Below are 19,638 nucleotides of genomic sequence, written 5' to 3' on the forward strand. Positions count from 1 at the left end.
TGTTATTCGCATGGATAAACAACAAAGAATTGCTCAAGCTATAAAGGATGTTATATCTAAAATGATGGATCGAGTAATGGATCGTGTTCTAATTACAGATCCTTTTATCAAAGAAAATCATCGAGCAAACAAACCACTTTATGCAGCATTAGTACCTGATGAAATTTTTAAAGGTTCACATTTTGAGAGAAGATTTGTAACTCCATTTGGTCTTGTATGGGAAAAGCTAGCTCAAGTTGTTGCCCTAGAAGCTTATGGCAATTGCCAAATGGGGCATACAATTAGTGGTACAGTTGGGCAAGAGAGTCTGAGAAGAATTCAAGAAGTATTAAATAAATTAGAACATAGCAAAGGAAAAAACAAAGTCAAACCTAATTGGAATGAAGAATTACAATATATTCAGGAAGGCGGTGGTAACCAGATTCCAGTAAGCGTAGTTTGTGATATTTTTATCCAGAATAAAGAAAATGGAAAGCGGTATGCCTTTGAGCTTAAAGCTCCATTACCAAATAGTGATCAAACAAAAGTAAGCAAAGAGAAGCTATTTAAACTTCTGGCAATGGAATCCAAGTTAGTTGATTACGCATACTTTGCCTTGCCATACAACCCTTACGGTCAGAAAGAAGACTATAAATGGGACTTTCCTATGCGATGGTTCAATATGCACGAAGATGAATCTGTATTGATAGGCGATGAATTTTGGGATCTGATTGGAGGGGAAGGCACTTACAACAATTTTATTCAGGAAGTCAATTCATTAGGAAAAGATTACAGAGAACGCATCTATCGCGAATTCTTAGGAATAGAACCACCTCCAGATTTTGACGAGTATTTATTGAAGTAGAAAAACGTAAGAGGAGATATCAAATGAATAACGCTAAATTTACCTTTATTGATCTTTTTGCTGGAATTGGCGGCTTTAAAATGGCATTAAGTAATAATGGTGGTCATTGCCTTGGATTTAGTGAAATAGATAGAGATGCAATAAACACATATTGTGACAACTTTCAAGTTGAATCGAGTTACAACTTAGGAGATATTACTAAAATTAAAGAGTTACCTGATCACGACTTATTAACTGCTGGAGTTCCTTGTCAAAGTTGGTCTATTGCGGGTAAAAATTTAGGTTTTGATGATGACAGAGGACAGTTATGGAATGACACAATTTATCTACTTCAGCAATCTCAGCCAAAAGCCTTTATTTTTGAAAATGTGAAAGGCTTAGTTGATCCTCGCAATAAAAAAGCTTTATCATACATTTTAGAAAGAATTCAAAAAGCAGGATATTTCGCTAATTACTTTGTGATTAACTCATTTGATTATGGCGTACCACAAAATAGAATTCGCATATACATAATTGGTTTTAAGGAAAAGAAATACTTTGAAAGATTTACATTACCTAAATTTATTGACAAGAAGCTAAAACTTGGCGACATATTAGGTATTGAAACAAAAAACTCAACAGACAAAAGAATTATCCAAATGGACATATTTGGAAATGTTGTTGAATCAAAAACAATGAGTCTTTCAAATACAAATGGGTTTAATGACTATTTTTTATTTAATGATCTTAGAAATGGTCATACAACAATCCATTCATGGGATATTATTGACACCACTCAGCGTCAAAAAGATATTTGTTTTTTATTGCTTAAAAATAGACGTAAAAGCGCCTATGGAGAACTTGATGGTAACCCGTTGTCATTAGAACACTTTCAAAGCCTAGACTCATCTATTAATCAAGATGAAATTAATCAACTGATTGAATTAGAAATCCTAAAGTCCGAAGAGTATAGTTTTACTATAAAAGATTATAGTATTAGCAATTTAACAAAAGAAGAAGGAATACTACTGTCATTTGCAAACGATCACAAAATTATCATTGACAATTTAAATACTCAAAGGATATTTAAGACCGAGAAGATATCCATTGAAACAACTATTGAATCTCTTAAGGGAAAAAGAATTCTTGAATGTCATGAGGTTCGTTATGATTTTAAAAATACTAAAATAAGCACAGGATTATTTGGAGTGAATCGTATATTCTTACCAACTTCTGACATTTTTCCAACTTTGGTTGCAAGTGACACAAATGATTTCATAACTTTAAAGACGATAGAAGCATCAAGCCATGATGAATTTAAAAATAGATTTATCCAAGAAATTTATAAGCCTAGAGAATTTAGAAAAATTACCAAGAGTGAAGCTTGTTTAATCCAAGGATTTCCTAAAGATTTTAAGTTGCCAGAATCAAGAGCAAAATGGATGAAATTAATCGGTAATAGCGTTTCAGTTCCTGTAATCGATAAGTTATGTAAAGCAATTATTGAAACTGGTGCATTTGAAAATAGGCAAACTAATAGTTTGGACAGTATAAATAATGAGAAATCAGTTGTTTCTCTTTGTGCTTAGCATCTTTTTAAATGAGTGGACAAAAAACTATGATTAAAACTCAAATTTTAGAAGCAATCAAACAAATGCCAAATAGCGAAATATTGCAGGTAATCTAATGTCACAAAATATTGAAAACAAAATAAAATCACTCACTCGTTCAGATGTCCTTCAAACCCTCTCCATCCATCGCCATGAACTAAAAAAACTAGGCGTAAAGTCTTTGCGATTATTTGGTTCCGTAGCAAGAGACGAGGCTAGACCTGATAGTGATATTGATTTTTTAGTGGAATTTGTTAGCGCCCCCTCATTCTTTGAGCTATTTGAAGTGCAATATTTTCTTGAAGATCTATTCCATTGCAAAATTGATTTAGGCATGGAAGAATCATTAAAAGAGCATTTAAGAGAACCAGTACTCAAGGATGCGATCTATGCCCTCTAGAGATTGGAGATTAAGAATAGCAGATATTTTGCAAGCCGTTCAAGATATCGAGCAGTTTACACAAGGGATGACCTTTGAAGAATTTAGTAAAAATAAAATGGTCGTGCAGTCTGTGCTATACAGCTTTGTGATTATTGGTGAAGCATCCGCAAACATACCAGAGGAGATTCAATCACTTGATCCAACAATTCCTTGGCGTAAAATGAGTGATATGCGTAACGTAATGGCTCATGAGTATTTTCAAGTAAATCTTTCTATCGTTTGGCAAACAATTCATAGAAACTTACCGCCAGTTCTACCAAAACTGGAAAAGCTCATAGAGAAGCCATAAAGCTAAACCTATAACCCAGACTATTGAGCAAAAAACAACGCTGTGCGATCGAGATCGCAGTTTGTGGTTAGAAGAGGCGATCGCGAGGTTAAACGTGGAAGATTTTCAAAGTCTGGGTGTGGAAAACTTAATGCGATCGCTATTCTCGTAAAATGTGTTGACACTAATATCAAGTAACTTATGCAATATGTTTTAATTATCCACGAAGTCGCGGACTATCCTGCTTGGAAGAAAGTTTTTGATGAGGCGGCAGATATTCGCAGAGAAGCTGGTGAGCGATCATATCAGGTTCTCAAATACGAGAACGACCCAAACAAAATCGTGCATTTTTCCGCATGGACAGCGATCGCAGATGCAAAGAGATTTTTCGAGTCCCCTAAATTAGTCAAGATCAGGGCTGAAGCAGGAGTCAAGTCTCCTGATTTTATCTACTTGGAGCAACTTGAATCTGGCACGCTCTAATTCTGAAGTGTTAATCAACCTCTTGATTTATTTCTTGCATAGCTAATTTGGGAAATATAATCACAAAAAATCCCATCCATGCAGTTATGGGAAGCGCGACCAGAATCGATAACCAAACTAGTTTGAATAATAGCCAGCTACCACTAATGATCGAGAAACCAGTCAAGATAATTGACCAAGGCTGACACCACCAAGGCTTATGATTCCAAACGCTATCAGGTTGTTCTAAAGTCATTTTTGAGTTCCTATTTTATAAAGAGGTCGTGCGAAGCACGACCTCTTTATATTTTACATGCGTTCTAAAACACGAATACCGAGGAGATTTAATCCTAGTTTGAGGGTTTTGGCAGTAATATCGCAGAGGCTTAGACGCGAGATTCTTTCTGACTCATCGGCTTGGAGTACAGGACATTGCTCGAAGAATTGATTGAACTTTTGGCTGAGTTCAAAGAGATATTGACAGAGACGGTTTGGGAATAGTTCTTCTGCAACCGCATCGATCGCTTCGGCAAATTGCAACAAATGCTTTGCCAAAACAATCTCTGGCTCTTGAGTGAGCTTTATCGCATCAGTATTTAAACTGGCAAAATCAATTTCGCCCTTGCGTCCAATGCCCTGTACACGCACATAGGCATAGAGCATATAGGGTGCGGTGTTTCCTTGCAGGGCTAGCATCTTGTCAAAGCTGAAGATATAGTTGCTGGTGCGATTTTGCGAGAGATCGGCGTACTTCACTGCACCGAGTCCGACAGCTTCGGCGACATCTTGCTTAAACTCCTCTGAGGCTTCAGAGTTGCGGGTTTCGATATCGGCACGGGCGCGAGTAATGGCTTCTTCGAGGAGACTTTTGAGGGCGATAGTATCTCCCGATCGCGTTTTAAACTTCTTGCCATCATCACCCATCACTAAGCCAAAGGGAACATGGGTAGTCTGCACAGTTTCAGGAATCCAATTAGCGCGTTTAGCGACTTGAAAAACTTGAGCAAAATGTCCTGATTGACCGATATCAGTCACATAAATGATGCGAGTGGCTTTGTCTTCACGAATGCGATAACGTAAAGCAGCAAGGTCTGTAGTTGCGTAGTTGTAACCACCATCGGATTTCTGAACGATTAGCGGTAAAGGCTGACCATCTTTATTGGTGAATCCTTCCAAAAAGACACATAATGCACCTTGATCTTCTTGCAATAAGCCAGTTTCGCGTAAGTCAGTAACGACATCAGACAAGAACTGATTATAAAAAGATTCGCCTCGTTCTTCTAATTGAATATTAAGAGCATCATAAATCTTTTGAAACTCACGGCGTGACTGTTCACAAAGTAATTGCCATGCGAGTTTGGCTTCAGTGCCTCCTGCTTGTAACTCCACGACAGCATTGCGAGAAGTTTCCTTAAAGGCTTCGTCTTCATCAAAGCGTTTTTTTGCGGCGCGATAGAGTTCTACTAAGTCACCGATCGCGATCGCATCGGCTTTAGTCAGCGCATCGGGATAAACTTCGCGCAAGTAAGAAATCAACATCCCAAATTGAGTCCCCCAGTCACCGACATGGTTTAGGCGTAGGACTTCATGTCCTTGAAATTCTAAAATTCGGGCAATGCTGTCACCGATAATCGTCGATCGCAAATGTCCGACATGCATCTCCTTGGCAATATTCGGACTAGAAAAATCGACAATTACGCGATCTGGTTTCTCGACCTTGGCGATCGCGAGGCGATCGCTTTTTTGCATTTTTGCTAATTGGGTTTCTAGGTAACTAAGTTTCAGCTTTAAGTTAATAAATCCTGCTCCTGCGATCGTTGGAGTCTCGAACATGTCGTCAACTTTTACGTTTGCGATTATTTGGGCTGCTACATCTTGAGGCTTTTGTTTGAGTTTTTTGGTTAAACCTAAAGCCGCATTACATTGATAATCGCCAAACTTAGCATCCTTAGAAGCTGCGACTGCGGGATCTTGGTTGGCATATTCTTCACCAAAGGCAGCGGCGATCGCCTTAGAGAAGCGAATTTTTAAATCGGATAAAATGGAGGTGGTCATGGGTTAGTTATCGCTTTAAGCCTAGGCAAATCAATATAGCGTTTTTTAAGATCTATTGACTGATGTTACATAAGTAGCGGGGCATAATTAAAACTCAGAGCCACAACCTGTGGCAAACGTTGCGCGTGCGCCACAGGTTGTGGGCTTTTAAAACCCTTACTGGGTTTGGTTTTTAATTCACGAAAGTATTGCCATACTTTCGTGAATTGGTATAAAGAGGGTTTGGAGACCAAACCCCTACCCGTCCTCCTAATTGTAGGGGCTTGGTCTCCAAGCCCTATTTAAATTAAGGGAACTACCTGATTGACTGACAAATCTCTGTAGGGGCAGGTTTAGTAGATCAGTGATTGGCTTACAGCAAAGATTTTAGCAAAACCTGCCCCTACGGTAAGATGCGGATTTCCACAGTTTTGTCAGTCAATCAGGGGAACTACATAAGCTCTTTTGCCTTCTATGTTTTGTAGAGTTACCATAGCGGTAAAAAAAATTATGACAAACTTTAGGGTTAAGGCTTTCAGTCAAGTTTGTAAGCAAGTATGTTTGGGTGTTGGATGTTCAGCGATCGCGCAATTATCCTTATTCACAAATCTCAGTTTTGCTGAACCAAACAATCTCAAGCTGAGTGTGTATCCTAGGGATTCGGATGGAGCTTTTCCGCTTTGTCCTACTGAGGTGAGTCTTACTCAAACACCTCGTCCCTATACTGAGGGTGGTTATACTATCGATGGCTCAGCCTCATCACTGGGCTGGTTTGCAAGGGAATTTCGGATTGAGAAAAGTGATGAGTTTAGTGTGACTTGGGTGGCAAATTTGCAGATCAAGTATCACAACTGCAAGGGGACAGCAGGTATCGCTAAGTATAATGATGAGCCGTTTGAAGGGCATTCATATTTGCGAATGCAGTTTGTGAATGACAAGGTTTACTTGATTTTAGATATGACGGGGATGCGTGATGCGAATGGATTAACGCCTGTAATTTTGAAGAAGGGCGTGAAGAATGGTAATCCCTTTTGGACATGGGGAGGTACAGATTAATTTCAAATTATTGCTCTAGCGCTTTTCACGGGCGCTTAACTCTTCTTTAAGTTTAGGCAGACTCTCTAATTCAAAGATAGTAATCTGTCCAGAATTAGCGCTACCTCTATCATTTTGCAATAGCTCGATCCAATAGCCGTATTTTTTGCCTTGACGTAATTCTCCCTGTAAAGCCCTCAAAATTGGTGAAGCATTTTTAGCTTGCGATCGCTGCACCATAGCTGCCGTTGGATATGCATAAACCCTTTTAGCCGTTGCATAATCACGCATAATCTCTGGTCCATAAATAGAACGCAGTGTCTCTTCTAGGCGAGAGCGCGTGACACCATTGATGATGTCAAAGAATCTAATCTGCTCACTTCTAATTAGGTTGGCATCGCTCTTCTGTATAGAGGCAATTCCCGGCAGCACCACACTAGCTTGAAATTGAAATCGTCTAGATGGGGTGTCACTTTTGCGCACGAGTAGACGTTCGCCAGCCGATGGACGTAATACTGGATTTGTTCTAATCCAGTCAATGACTTGATCGGGTGTTTGTCCTGGTAAGGCGATCGCGGCTGGCACAACTGATCGCCATGTTGTTGGCAGGGCAATACTGGTGATCTGCATCAAAAGAGTTGTCGCGATCGCAATCTTTACACCTTTGATGTTTGCGCTCTTAAAGCAATTCATGGGAGTCCTCTACACCAATTAAATCCTAATTGACAAATTTAGCTGGCAAATAATGGGTGAAAGGATATCACGGATGGGCGTAATTGCAATGACTTTTTCAGTCTTTTTACGATGTTTTGAGGTGCTTAGACTCATTTGTTATATATAGCTATCGCCACTCGTGTTAGGACAAAACCAAAACCCAAGAAGAGAATTGCGGTGCGAAGCACCGCAATTCTCTTCTTGGGTTTTATGTACTAATATACTTGGCGACAGCTATAGCTATAGTCACCTGTATCAGGATAAATCAAAAACCAAATAGTGTGAGGCGGCGCGAAGCTCCGCCTCACACTATTTGGTTTTTATGTCCTAACAAGCATGGCGACAGCTATAGCTATGTAAGTTTTGCTCAGGAAAGCAAAGCCCAAATAAAAGTGGCGGCGCGAAGCGCCGCCACTTTTATTTGGGTGGGGTGTTAGAGTACCCTTTTTGGGTACACTCTCACACCCCATTTAGGATTGCTATAGTTAAATTAAGTAAGGATTGAGAAAATATTCGTAGATTATGGTGTAAGTAGCTAGGCATAATTAATTACAAACCAAAACCCATAGAGTTGCGCCCCTGCGGGGCGCAACTCTATGGGTTTTGGTAATTTATTTTGCACAGATACTTAGTAATTATCAAAACAATACATAGACTGGGTTTTAGAGCTTTATCAAAAAAATCAAAAAAAATATGCTTAGAGTATTGACAAACGCCTTTTAAATCTACATAATAAGGAGCGCTTAAATAAAGAAACGCAAAAAACGAGCTGTAACCCAGTTTGTAAAAAGCAATTCTAGAAATAAGTTTAAGCACAAAAGTTTGGGTTCGTAGTTCAATTGGTTAGAGCACCGCCCTGTCACGGCGGAAGTTGCGGGTTCGAGCCCCGTCGAACCCGTTCTAAAAGACTAAAAAAAGAAGGTACTGTCTTGCAGTACCTTCTTTTTTTAGTCTTTTCAATCCTATCGATATTTTTCATCAAAAATAATTTTTGTAATGAGGATTATTGGTCTGATTACCAAAATTACTAAAGAAGATAAATCTTCTCCTAAATCTGTCAAACTTAGAAAAAGAATTATGTCAATACAGTGATGCAAACGTTTTTGGCTGATTAATTAGTAATTAATTACTGATTAATTGATGTTACGCAGAATGCAGACGCGGAATCTCTTACAGCTAGCCAATCAGGGTAACCACGGGGAAATCGCGACTATCTGAATAATTCTTGTTCTGTAGGGGCTGCGCCCCATACAAAACCCGATCCTAAATGAGTTGTAAGATTTGCAGGGTTGTGAGAGTGTATGCACTCTCACAACCCATTTAGGATTGCTATATCTGCGTAAGGTGAGTGATTAAATATCCCTAGAATTAAGTGAAAGCGATGAACGCTAAAAGTCTCCTCATCCGCAAACAATTACTATCAGCGATCGCTCCTGATCCGTTGATAGTTTCTACGGATACAAGAGTCACAATGGCGATCGCCTCTATGGAGGAAACAGGCTCAAGTTGTGCTTTGGTAGTGAGTAACAACAATGAGTCTGAAGCAATTAGTCTAGTCGGTATTCTTACCAAACATGATATTTTTCAGGCTATTGCTCAGCGGATTGCCTTAGACGACTTATCGATACAGTCAGTAATGCATGATTCGGTGATAACCCTTCAAGAATCAGCCCTGATCGATTTCCCATCTGTCCTCAAGATATTTCAACAACATCGGATTCATCATTTACCCGTATTAGATGGCGATCGCCTGATTGGGTTGCTAGTCAAAGATAATTTAACCAATCTGTTGGCTCAAAATGTTTTAGAGGGAGGATATGAGGATGGAGATATATCTATACCTGAACTGATCGAAGGTAGTCATACTAGAGATGTTAGTGAACAAATCGACAGCACGATTACCGCAGATATTGCGAGCCTTGATGATCTGACCGCGCTCAGTCATGTAAAAGAATCCTTACAAAATAGAGAACAGTTTTTACGCACAATCTACGAAGGCGTAGAACAGGCGATTTTTACGGTTGATGTCTTAGAAGATGGAGATTTTCGGCTTGTTGCTTTTAATCCAGCCGCCGAAAGATTAACGGGGCGTTTAACAGCAGAAATATGTGGGAAATCACCTACTGAAGAAGTCCGTCAACACTATATAGCTTGTGTCCGAGCTGGAACTTCGATTACCTATGAGGAATACCTAGTCTTTAGGGATCAACCAACTTGGTGGATTACGACCCTCAATCCTATTTATGATGCCTTAGGGCGTATTTGTCGCATTGTGGGAACTAGCACCAATATTTCCCAACGGAAGAAAATGGAAATTGCTCTCCAAAATCTGATTGAGAGTACTTCTGCGGTTACTGGTGAAGATTTCTTCCCAGCTTTAGTTAGTCATATTGCTAAAGCTCTCAATGTTTCCTATGCGGTTGTTACGGAAGTGGAAGGCGATCGACAGCATACCCTTGCTATTTGGACAACTGATACCTTGCAAACTGATTTTTTATACGATTTTGCAAAGTCTCCCTGCCAGCGTACTTTACAAGATGGGATGTTTTTTTGCGATCGCTTTCTTCAGCAGCAGTTCCCAGAGGATCGCGATCTCGTGGGGATGGGGGTAGATAGTTATTTGGGTCTGGTCTTACGAGATAGCCATAATCGTGCGATCGGTACTTTATGTATCCTTGATAAGCAGCCGATCCAAGATCCACTGTGGGCTGAAAACCTGCTGCGAGTATTTGCATCCCGTGCGGCGGCTGAGTTAGAGCGTGAACGTGCAATGCAGGCACTAGAACAGTTAAATCAAGAACTTGAGACTAGAGTGCGAGAACGCACGGTTGCACTACGAGAAAGCCAGCATTTTATCAAACAAATTGCCGATTCTTCACCGAATGTCCTCTATTTGTACGACCTCCAAGCACAGTGTAATATTTACGTTAATCGTGAGATTGGGATTATTCTTGGGTACACACCTGACGAAATTCAAGCAATGGGTTCCAGTTTGTTTGCTAATTTAATTCATCCCGATGATTTAAAGCGATTGACCTCTTACCATACTCAAATCCTTGCGGCTCAGGATGGTGAAGTTCTCGAATTTGAATATCGGGTGCGACATGTAAATGGCGAATGGCGTTGGTTCTATGGTCGAGATGCAGTATTTAAACGTGATGCCGATGGACTTGTGATTCAAACTATTGGCACTGCTCAAGATATTACTGAGCGTAAACGTTTGGAACAAGAACAAAATAATTTGCTATCTATTCTCGAAGCATCGACAGACTATATTCTCATTGCCGATATCGCAGGTCAAGCAGTCTGGAATAACAAGGCGCTGAAACGGATGCGAGGACTGTATAGTGATGCTGAAGTCAAACAACAAAGACCGATAGATTATCATCCTCAATGGACAGTGGATATACTGGAGCAGAAAGCGATACCTACTGTGCTTGCTGAAGGTAGTTGGCTTGGCGAAACGGCGTTACTAGATGCTGATGGACAGGAAATTTTAGTATCGCAATTGTTGCTAGGACATAAATCATCTGAAGGAGAAGTAGAATTTTTCTCTACGATCATGCGTGATATTCGAGAGCAGAAAGATTACGAACGGCAGCTAGAGGAAACAAATGCCGAGATGCTCCGTGCTACAAGGCTTAAGGATGAGTTTTTGGCAAACATGAGTCATGAATTACGAACTCCTCTCAATGCAATTCTAGGTATGTCAGAAGCATTACAAGAAGAAGTCTTTGGTAAACTTAATGAACGCCAAGCAGCTTCGATCTCTACTGTCGAAAGTAGCGGTCGGCATTTATTGGGATTGATTAATGACATTCTCGAACTCTCAAAAATTGAAGCAGGTAAGCTAGAGCTAGATATTGATCAGGTTTCCATTACTGATCTTTGTAAATCAAGTTTGGTATTTGTCAAGCAACAAGCCTTCAAAAAACAGATTCAACTCAATGAGTCATTTCCTAGAGATGTCCGAACAATATCTGTAGATGAACGCCGTATGCGGCAGGTGTTGATCAATCTATTGACTAATGCGGTGAAGTTCACGCCTACTGGGGGACGAGTGACGATCGAAGTACATTACGAACCGATGGATTTTAATCTTGCCGAACGGATACCCATTGTCCGTCCCACGCAGTTACCTGATTCTCATCCTGCCATGCATAAATGGATACCTCATAACGATTGTTATGTCTGTATTTCAGTCATTGATACTGGGATTGGCATTAAACCTGAAGATCAAGAAAAACTCTTTCAACCCTTTGTCCAGATCGATAGTAGTCTGAATCGTCAATATGAAGGTACTGGACTTGGACTTGCCCTAGTGAAACGAATTGTAGAAATGCATGGTGGAGATGTCAGCCTCCATAGTGAACTAGGAGTCGGTAGTTGCTTTACTTTACGCTTGCCCCATATCTCTCAATTAGATCAAAAATCATTACTAACTGCTTCTCCATTTGACGAGAGATTCTCCAAAACAGAACTTTTGACAGCTACTGCTGAACCCCATTATGTCAATCCCTATTTGATTCTTTTAGCAGAAGATAACGAAACCAATATTATTACGATGTCCAGCTATTTAAGTGCAAAGGGCTATCAAATTCTCTGTGCTAAAAATGGTCAAGAAGTGATCGCCATGGCTCTTTCATCTCAACCTGATCTAATCTTGATGGATGTACAAATGCCTGTAATGGACGGGCTTGAAGCAATGCGTCAGATGCGGAAACTGCCGAATTTAGCTAATACCCCGATTATTGCCCTGACGGCTCTAGCGACGACAGGCGATCGCGATCGCTGCATTAAGGCAGGGGCTAATGAATATCTTACTAAGCCTGTCAAACTCAGATTATTAACTCAAACAATCCAAAATCTTTTAGATGTCGGACTGACAAAAAAGAGTATTGCCCCTACCTAAATAATTTAGATCCTGTAGGGGCTGTGCCCCCGTGCCAGCCCCAGACTTCCGCTATTGCAGGAATTGCTTCCACGTAACATCAGTTCCTAACAAGAATGGCGACAGCTATATGTACTATTCCTAAGGTAAGATTAGGTATCTCAGCCCGCATTTGTTTAATCCCTCAAAATACTTAGATCTCATCATTAATCTCATCCCATATCTCAATACTCTATATTCTTAGAAGAATATATCAATGACTAATAACAGCCCCATAAGTTACCCAAGATTAATGTCATTGATTGCCCAAGAGGCACTGATGATCTCATCAATGGCTAATGCTAAGCAAGCGATCGCCATGATGGGGGAACATGCTTCAAGTTATGTGCTGGTGATGGAGGGATTAGATGAAGATGATGAGCATCCGACTTTAGCTGGCATTTTAACTGCGCGAGATGTGGTTCGCCTGAGTATGCAGTCTGATGACTTAGCGCAATTGTCTATTCAGGAAGTGATGAGCCACCCTGTGGTTACCATCCAAAAATCGACAATCGATAATATTAACGCCACTCTAAACTTATTTCGGCAATATCACATTGGTCATTTGCCAGTGCTAGATGGCGATCGCCTCATTGGTTTGTTATCCAAAGATGCCTTGACAGAAATATTGGCGCAGACAGCTTTAAATACTAGTAATAGCGAACAGAAAATTATTAATGAGCAACGTTATCGCGCCTTGATGGATGGAGCTAGTGATGCAATATTGCTGGCAAATCCTCAAGGCAACTTGATCGAAGCCAATTATAAAGCCGAAGAACTCTTGGGCTATAGCCGCGATGATCTGAAGAGTTTACATGTATCGCAAATACATCCGCCCGAAGCCATTGCAGGAGTGCAAAATCATTTCAAAAATGCTATGCAAAATAATTTTGCTTCAGCAATGGAAAGTCTTGTACTACGGAAAGATGGTAATCAGATTCCTGTAGAAATTACAGCCAGTTGTATTGAATTAGATGGGGAAAGGATCGTGCAGGGAATCTTTAGAGATATTCGCGATCGCAAGCAAGCTGAAATTGCTCTATGGAAAGCCAATCAAGAATTAAATTATCACATCGAAAATTCTCCTCTCGCCACCATAATTTGGGATCAAGAGTTTCGAGCTAGTCGTTGGTCAGCTCGTGCCGAAGAAGTTTTTGGATGGAAATCTGATGAAGTCCTAGGTAAGACTTTCTTTGACTGGAAATTTATATATGAGCCTGACATTCCTTCTGTCCAAGCAGTTGCAGCCCAAATCCTAAAAGATGGCAAGGCTAGTTGCCATAACCGTAACTATCGTAAAGATGGCTCGATTATCTATTGTGATTGGTACAATTCAGTTTTACTAGATGAGGCGGGCAATCTTGTATCTATGACTTCTTTAGTACAAGATGTCAGCGAACGCAAACGTACTGAAGCAGCTTTGTTCGACACTAAAAAAAGATATCAGGCTTTGTTTAACCATAAAACAGATGCTGTATTTGTCAATAGCTTTACTGACACAGGCGAATTCAGTGCCTTTATCGAAGTCAATGAAACAGCCTGCGAGAGTTTGGGATATAGTCGAGAAGAGCTGTTAACATTGACCCCTAGCGATATTATCCCTAATGACTTTTTCTGTGATAGATCCGCTATAGAAAAACTCCGCACTCAAAAATATGCTTCTAGTGAGATTTTACACCAGACTAAAGATGGCAAGATTTTCCCTGTAGAACTGAGCTTAGTTGAATTAGAGGATAATGAAGGCAAGCCTTTGGTAATTGCTTCTACTCGTAATATTAGCGATCGCAAGCAAGCAGAAAAGGCTCTCCAAGAAAGTCAGCATTTTATTCAGAAAATCGCTGATGCATCACCAAATGTCCTCTATTTGTACGATATCCAAAAACACCAAAATATCTACTCCAATCGTGAAGTTTTCTCGACCTTGGGTTACTTACCTGATGAAATTAAAGAGTTAGGAGATAACTTTGCTCTCAAATTAATGCATCCTGACGATCTCAAATCGGTTTATCCAGTTTACTATGACCAAATATGCATGGCTCAGGATGGAGAGATTATTGAAAGTGAATATCGAATGAGACATGCTAATGGGGAATGGCATTGGCTATATAGTCGAGATTCAGTTTTTAGTCGCGATGAGAATGGGCTAGTTAAGCAAATCATTGGTACGGCTCAGGATATTACAGAACGTAAGCATTTGGAACAAACCCAAAAGCGTTTGATTGCGATTTTAGAAGCTTCGACTGATTACATCAGTATGTCAGATGCGAAAGGCAATATCTTTTGGAAAAATGCTGAGTTAAAGCGCCTGTGTGGTATTGATCCTCATGAAGATGTGCTGCAATTTAGACTGGTTAATTGCCATCCTCAATGGGCTGTTGATTTGATCGAGCAGCAGGCTATTCCGAGTGCGATCGCTAATGGAAGCTGGCTTGGTGAAACTGCGTTGCTAGATGCGGAAGGTCGCGAAATTCTAGTATCACAATTGCTGCTTGTCCATAAATCGTCACAGGGAGAGATCGAGTTTTTCTCTAGCATCATGCGTGACATGCGAGTTTATAAAGAATATGAGCAGCAACTAGAGCGAACAAATGCTAATCTAATCCGCGCTACTAGTCTCAAAGATGAATTTCTGGCTAGCATGAGTCACGAACTCCGCACTCCTCTCAACGCTATTTTAGGTATGGCGGAAGGATTGCAAGATGGCATTTTTGGCAATGTCAATGAGCAGCAACTTAGAGCATTACAAACCATTGAGCGCAGTGGTACTCACTTGCTAGAACTAATTAACGACATTCTGGATGTCTCTAAAATTGAAGCAGGGCAGATTACTTTAGACTATGCATGTACTAATGTAGCTGCTCTCTGTCAATCTAGCATTGCCTTTGTCAAGCAGCAAGCTCTACAAAAACACATTCAGCTTGATGATAGACTTTCTCGAAATCTACCTGATATATGTGTCGATGAAAGACGAATTCGCCAAGTCTTGATTAATCTACTCAATAATGCTGTCAAATTTACTTCAGAAGGAGGGCGAATTACCCTCGAAGTTACCCAGCTTTCTCTCAATCCAGATCCTAAAGAGGCTAGTACTAGAAACTTCTTGCGAATTGCTGTAATTGATACTGGTATAGGTATCGCACATGAAAACATCCCTAAACTATTTCAGCCCTTTGTCCAAATTGATAGTGCTTTAAATCGGAAGTATACAGGTACAGGATTAGGATTGTCGCTCGTAAAGCGCGTAGTGGAATTACATGGAGGTAAGGTGGGGCTGACGAGCGAGTTAGGAGTTGGAAGTTGTTTCATGATCGATCTGCCCTATGTCTCTTCTTCTACTCAACTAGCTTCAGATCAAGATGGAACTCTCAGCATTGCGTCACTGGACAATGCGATCGCTAATACAACTGACGACTTAATTGCACCTTTACCTTTAGTCTTGCTAGCAGAAGATAACGAAGCCAATATAAATACGATCTCTAGTTACTTAATTGCGAAGGGCTATCGTATGGTCTTCGCAAAGAATGGTCAAGAGGCGATCGCCTTAGCAAAATCTCATCAGCCCGACATAATTTTGATGGATATTCAAATGCCGATTATGGACGGGCTAGAAGCAACTCAACAAATTCGCCTTGAACCAGATTTGGCTGAGGTTCCGATTATTGCCCTGACGGCTTTGGCAATGACAGGCGATCGCGAAAAGTGTTTAAAGGCTGGAGCCAATGAATATCTGCCAAAACCTGTCAAACTAAAAGCATTATCTCAAATGATTCAAACTTTTTTGGCTCACTAGTGGAGTTACCTATAAATGAACTTTTTGCCTAGAGATATCCTATCCGCAGTCTCGCACAATCCTCTGATCGTTGCGCCAGAGCTAAATGTGATCGAAGCGATCGCGCTGATGGATAAAAATGTCTCTAGCTATGTGCTAGTGTGCCGAGAGAATCCTACTCAGATTATGGGAATACTTACAGAGCGAGATATTATTCGCCTTAACTCCCAACGATTAGCATTAGACCAATTAGTCGTTCGGGCTGTGATGACTCATCCAGTTATGACGATTCAAGAGTCAGAACTTACTGATATCAATGCTGTCATGACGCTATTTCAAGAGCATTCTCTGCGGCATTTACCTGTACTAGATGGAGATCGCTTAGTAGGTCTGCTAGAAAAAGAGAACTTAACTGAGCTATTAGCTGGGCAAGTTCAAGCATTTGCTAAAAAAACGATCGCCCAAACACAGAATCATTTAGAAATAGACAATCACCAAGCAGAAGATGCTAAGTTTTGGGCTAGTGAACAACGTTCGCTAAAATTATTTGATGCTCTTCCTAAAATATCAGTACAGGGCTATAGCCGTAATCGCCAAGTAATTTATTGGAATAAAGCAAGTGAGAAAATCTATGGCTATACTGCTGATGAAGCCATCGGGCAGAATCTGGAGAACCTGATTATTCCTCCAGCAATGCGTCAAGGTGTCATTAATTTGATAGAGGCTTGGGTAAATGGGGGAGAGCCTATTCCTGCTAGTGAGTTAACCCTAATGGCGAAAGATGGATCTAATGTGTATGTCTACTCTAGCCATGTTTTATTGAATAATTCAAGGAACGAGCCAGAACTATACTGCATCGATATTGACTTGAGTGAGCATCGGCAAGCTGAATCGGCACTCAAGCATAGTGAAGCCCAAAGTCGAGCAATTTTAGAGGCTATTCCCGATCTTATGTTTCGGGTGGGGGATGATGGCATTTATCGCGGATTTATTACGGCAAATCGAGATTTTGGAATATTACCGTCGGATTCCGATCCCACTGGTCAATCAATGGCAGAGCTGATGCCAGAAGCGATCGCTAATCAACAGTATTACTATATGCAACAAGCCTTGCTGACGGGGGAGTTACAGGTATATGAGCAGCAAATCCAAATTGACGATCGCATACAAGATGAAGAGGTTAGAGTCATCAAAAGTGGTGACGATGAGGTGCTATTTATAATCCGTAATATTAGCGATCACAAGCAAGCCGAAGCCGCCCTTAAACAAAGTGAATTTCAAAATCGAGCAGTTTTAGCTGCTATTCCCGATCTTCTGTTTCGGATGGGTTCTGATGGTCTTTATCGCGGGATTATTACGGACTATCGTGACTTTAATGTATTGTCGCCGACATCAGACCCCACGGGGCGCTCTATGACAGATTTGCTGCCCACCGAGGTTGCTGAACGACATTTTTACTATATGCAGCAAGCCTTGCAGACTGAGGAATTGCAGATATATGAACAACAAATTCAAGTAGGTGATCGCCTCCAAGATGAAGAAGTCAGAGTCTTCAAAATTGACGATAATGAAGTGCTATTTATGATCCGCAATATTAGTGATCGCAAGCAGGCGGAAGCAGCGCTCAAACAAAGCGAAATGACTAATCGCACGATTATTGAGACAATACCTGATCTCCTAATTCAAATGGATATAGAGGGACGATATCTCAGCATGTTTGCGGGTAGTGGTGTGAGGATTGTCAATCCTCCTGCCTCGCCTGACCAGCCAGAAGTCTACGATGTCTTGCCAGCCGATTTAGCGGAACAACGGTTGTATTATGCCAAACAAGCGATCGAGACTGGGCTATTACAGGTATATGAGCAGATTCTTACCGTTGAAAATGAACAATGTTACGAAGAAGTACGTATTGCCCGCCTCAATGATCAAGAAGTACTGATCATTATTCGAGATATTACGGATGCTAAACAGGCTGAATTTAAGCGATTGCAAAATGAAGAACTGATCCGTGTAACTCGGCTTAAGGATGAATTTCTCGCTAACATGAGCCATGAACTCCGTACACCTCTTAATGCCATTCTTGGTATGACCGAAGCAATTCTCGAACAGGTTTTTGGAGACATTAATGAACAACAGATTAAAGCATTACAGACTATTGAGAACAGTGGTTCCCATTTGCTAGAGTTGATTAATGATATTCTGGATGTTGCGAAGATAGAATCTGGTCAAATAGAATTGGATTGCCACCCTACAGCCGTAATTCCACTCTGTCAATCCAGTCTTGCGTTTGTCAGACAGCAGGCGATCGCCAAACACATTCAGATCAAGACTCAATGGCAAAATAATCTGCCTGATCTACTAGTCGATGAACGACGAATGCGCCAAGTCTTGATCAACCTACTGAATAATGCTGTCAAATTTACTGCGGATGGTGGACAAATTAGTTTAGAAGTCACTCTCACCTCACAGGAAGATACTCTTTTAGGGATGGGGAAGTATTTGCAAATTGCGATCACGGATACAGGGATTGGTATATCACCAGAAAATATCCATAAACTATTTCAGCCCTTTATTCAAATCGATAGCGCCCTTAACCGCAAATATCAAGGCACAGGCTTGGGACTCGCCTTGGTGAAACGTATTGTTGAGCTTCATGGCGGTACTGTAGGTTTAAGGAGTGAATTGGGAGTAGGTAGTTGCTTTACAGTCGCTATTCCCTGTGCTGATTTTGTACCAACTGCTTCTGAACTAGAAATCCAGAATGATCTAAGACATGAATCTAGTCAAACAAATCGTGGTAAACATGCCTCGATCTTGTTAGCTGAAGATAATGAAACCAATATTGAGATGATTTCTGCCTATTTAGAAGCCTGCGGCTATGATCTTCTCTTCGCAAAAAATGGACTCGAGGCGATCGCTACTGCCCAAAAAGAGCAACCTGATTTGATTTTGATGGATATTCAAATGCCCGAAATGGATGGTCTCGAGGCTATTCAGAAGATTCGCCAGATTCCCAGTTTAGTTAATGTCCCTATTATTGCACTGACAGCATTAGCCATGACTGGCGATCGCGATCGTTGTATTGCGGCAGGAGCTAATGATTATTGTAGTAAGCCTATTCGCCTCAAAGAACTAACCCAAATGATGGAAAATCTATTAGTGGAAGGCTGAGACTTGGGCTTGGAGACCAAGCCCCTACCTTTACAAATGTAGGGATTTGGGCTTGGAGACCAAGCCCCTACTTATACAAATATGTAGGGATTTGGTCTCCAAATCCTCTCTTAAATGTGTTACATGGGACTCTCACCCTCCAGCCACCTCTCCCATCAAGCGGTGGAGTAAAACTAATTTTTTGTTCCCCTCTTCCTTTTTAACGTCAGTTCGACGAAAGCGAAAAATGGTAAGAATCGCTTAGCGATTCTTACCATTTTTCGCCATTTGCGTCGTGCGAAGCACGACGCAAATGGCGATATCGAACTCACGTCTTTTTAGGAGATGGTCTAAGGGTGAGGGTCTTGAAAACTTCAATTGACGGCAGCTATATAAATCCA

The 19,638-nt window shown here is 40.8% G+C and carries 13 protein-coding genes and 1 tRNA gene; 10 read left to right on the forward strand and 4 right to left on the reverse strand.

Annotated elements, in window-relative coordinates; translation table 11 throughout:
* The first annotated feature begins 10 nt into the window (after positions 1-10).
* From ABM313_RS21750 to ABM313_RS21765, 4 genes are all read left to right on the forward strand, one after another.
* Positions 11-844: a TdeIII family type II restriction endonuclease gene (locus tag ABM313_RS21750; RefSeq protein WP_434685215.1), complete on the forward strand. Its 834-nt coding sequence runs from the start codon at positions 11-13 to the stop codon at positions 842-844.
* 23 nt (positions 845-867) lie between these two features.
* A complete protein-coding gene (locus ABM313_RS21755; protein ID WP_434685216.1) occupies positions 868-2,412 on the forward strand; it encodes a DNA cytosine methyltransferase in 1,545 nt (514 codons plus the stop codon).
* Positions 2,413-2,509: 97 nt separating this feature from the next.
* Complete coding sequence (locus ABM313_RS21760; protein ID WP_434685217.1) at positions 2,510-2,833, forward strand: nucleotidyltransferase family protein; 324 nt, start codon at positions 2,510-2,512, stop codon at positions 2,831-2,833.
* Entirely contained in the window at positions 2,823-3,164 is a 342-nt protein-coding gene (locus tag ABM313_RS21765; protein ID WP_434685218.1) for a HepT-like ribonuclease domain-containing protein, read from the forward strand. Before ABM313_RS21760 ends, ABM313_RS21765 begins: the two co-directional genes overlap by 11 nt.
* A gap of 20 nt (positions 3,165-3,184) precedes the next feature.
* Here ABM313_RS21765 and ABM313_RS21770 read toward each other — a convergent pair whose 3' ends face one another.
* Positions 3,185-3,328 carry a hypothetical protein gene (locus ABM313_RS21770; RefSeq protein ID WP_434685219.1) on the reverse strand — a complete coding sequence of 48 codons (144 nt, stop codon included), beginning with the start codon at positions 3,326-3,328 and terminating at the stop codon, positions 3,185-3,187.
* 16 nt (positions 3,329-3,344) lie between these two features.
* Between ABM313_RS21770 and ABM313_RS21775 the strand changes: the two genes are divergently transcribed.
* Positions 3,345-3,626: an antibiotic biosynthesis monooxygenase gene (locus ABM313_RS21775; RefSeq protein WP_190578527.1), complete on the forward strand. Its 282-nt coding sequence runs from the start codon at positions 3,345-3,347 to the stop codon at positions 3,624-3,626.
* Between the two features lie 10 nt (positions 3,627-3,636).
* Here the strand turns inward: ABM313_RS21775 and ABM313_RS21780 are convergent, their stop codons facing one another.
* Together ABM313_RS21780 and argS are read right to left on the reverse strand one after the other, a co-directional pair.
* Complete coding sequence (locus ABM313_RS21780) at positions 3,637-3,861, reverse strand: DUF6737 family protein (protein ID WP_434685220.1); 225 nt, start codon at positions 3,859-3,861, stop codon at positions 3,637-3,639.
* A 53-nt stretch (positions 3,862-3,914) separates the two neighbouring features.
* Positions 3,915-5,660: an arginine--tRNA ligase gene (gene argS / locus ABM313_RS21785; protein WP_434685221.1), complete on the reverse strand. Its 1,746-nt coding sequence runs from the start codon at positions 5,658-5,660 to the stop codon at positions 3,915-3,917.
* Positions 5,661-6,149: 489 nt separating this feature from the next.
* Here argS and ABM313_RS21790 point away from each other — a divergent pair, with 489 nt between their 5' ends.
* Entirely contained in the window at positions 6,150-6,695 is a 546-nt protein-coding gene (locus tag ABM313_RS21790) for a hypothetical protein (RefSeq protein WP_434685222.1), read from the forward strand.
* A gap of 15 nt (positions 6,696-6,710) precedes the next feature.
* Here the strand turns inward: ABM313_RS21790 and ABM313_RS21795 are convergent, their stop codons facing one another.
* The gene (locus ABM313_RS21795) at positions 6,711-7,367 is read right to left on the reverse strand and encodes a hypothetical protein (protein WP_434685223.1); all 657 of its coding nucleotides are present in this window, start codon (positions 7,365-7,367) and stop codon (positions 6,711-6,713) included.
* Between the two features lie 845 nt (positions 7,368-8,212).
* On the opposite strand from ABM313_RS21795, the gene ABM313_RS21800 reads away from it, so the two are divergent.
* The 4 genes from ABM313_RS21800 to ABM313_RS21815 all read left to right on the forward strand — a co-directional run bounded on the left by ABM313_RS21800 (position 8,213) and on the right by ABM313_RS21815 (position 19,258).
* Positions 8,213-8,286, forward strand: a tRNA-Asp gene (locus ABM313_RS21800).
* A gap of 483 nt (positions 8,287-8,769) precedes the next feature.
* Complete coding sequence (locus ABM313_RS21805) at positions 8,770-12,300, forward strand: PAS domain S-box protein (RefSeq protein WP_434685224.1); 3,531 nt, start codon at positions 8,770-8,772, stop codon at positions 12,298-12,300.
* A gap of 235 nt (positions 12,301-12,535) precedes the next feature.
* Complete coding sequence (locus ABM313_RS21810; protein ID WP_434685225.1) at positions 12,536-16,108, forward strand: PAS domain S-box protein; 3,573 nt, start codon at positions 12,536-12,538, stop codon at positions 16,106-16,108.
* A 15-nt stretch (positions 16,109-16,123) separates the two neighbouring features.
* Complete coding sequence (locus ABM313_RS21815) at positions 16,124-19,258, forward strand: ATP-binding protein (protein WP_434685226.1); 3,135 nt, start codon at positions 16,124-16,126, stop codon at positions 19,256-19,258.
* Positions 19,259-19,638 lie beyond the last annotated feature (380 nt).

Source organism: Pseudanabaena minima str. Chao 2107, from assembly GCF_051131155.1.
Taxonomy (GTDB): Bacteria; Cyanobacteriota; Cyanobacteriia; order Pseudanabaenales; family Pseudanabaenaceae; genus Pseudanabaena; species Pseudanabaena minima.

What these genes read in the sequence shown, in the direction of transcription:
- ABM313_RS21750 (WP_434685215.1), top strand. Translation starts at nt 11, where the DNA reads ATGGATAAACAACAAAGAATTGCTCAAGCTATAAAGGATGTTATATCT.
- ABM313_RS21755 (WP_434685216.1), top strand. Translation starts at nt 868, where the DNA reads ATGAATAACGCTAAATTTACCTTTATTGATCTTTTTGCTGGAATTGGC.
- ABM313_RS21760 (WP_434685217.1), top strand. Translation starts at nt 2,510, where the DNA reads ATGTCACAAAATATTGAAAACAAAATAAAATCACTCACTCGTTCAGAT.
- ABM313_RS21765 (WP_434685218.1), top strand. Translation starts at nt 2,823, where the DNA reads ATGCCCTCTAGAGATTGGAGATTAAGAATAGCAGATATTTTGCAAGCC.
- ABM313_RS21775 (WP_190578527.1), top strand. Translation starts at nt 3,345, where the DNA reads ATGCAATATGTTTTAATTATCCACGAAGTCGCGGACTATCCTGCTTGG.
- ABM313_RS21780 (WP_434685220.1), bottom strand. Translation starts at nt 3,861, where the DNA reads ATGACTTTAGAACAACCTGATAGCGTTTGGAATCATAAGCCTTGGTGG.
- argS (WP_434685221.1), bottom strand. Translation starts at nt 5,660, where the DNA reads ATGACCACCTCCATTTTATCCGATTTAAAAATTCGCTTCTCTAAGGCG.
- ABM313_RS21790 (WP_434685222.1), top strand. Translation starts at nt 6,150, where the DNA reads ATGACAAACTTTAGGGTTAAGGCTTTCAGTCAAGTTTGTAAGCAAGTA.
- ABM313_RS21795 (WP_434685223.1), bottom strand. Translation starts at nt 7,367, where the DNA reads ATGAATTGCTTTAAGAGCGCAAACATCAAAGGTGTAAAGATTGCGATC.
- ABM313_RS21805 (WP_434685224.1), top strand. Translation starts at nt 8,770, where the DNA reads ATGAACGCTAAAAGTCTCCTCATCCGCAAACAATTACTATCAGCGATC.
- ABM313_RS21810 (WP_434685225.1), top strand. Translation starts at nt 12,536, where the DNA reads ATGACTAATAACAGCCCCATAAGTTACCCAAGATTAATGTCATTGATT.
- ABM313_RS21815 (WP_434685226.1), top strand. Translation starts at nt 16,124, where the DNA reads ATGAACTTTTTGCCTAGAGATATCCTATCCGCAGTCTCGCACAATCCT.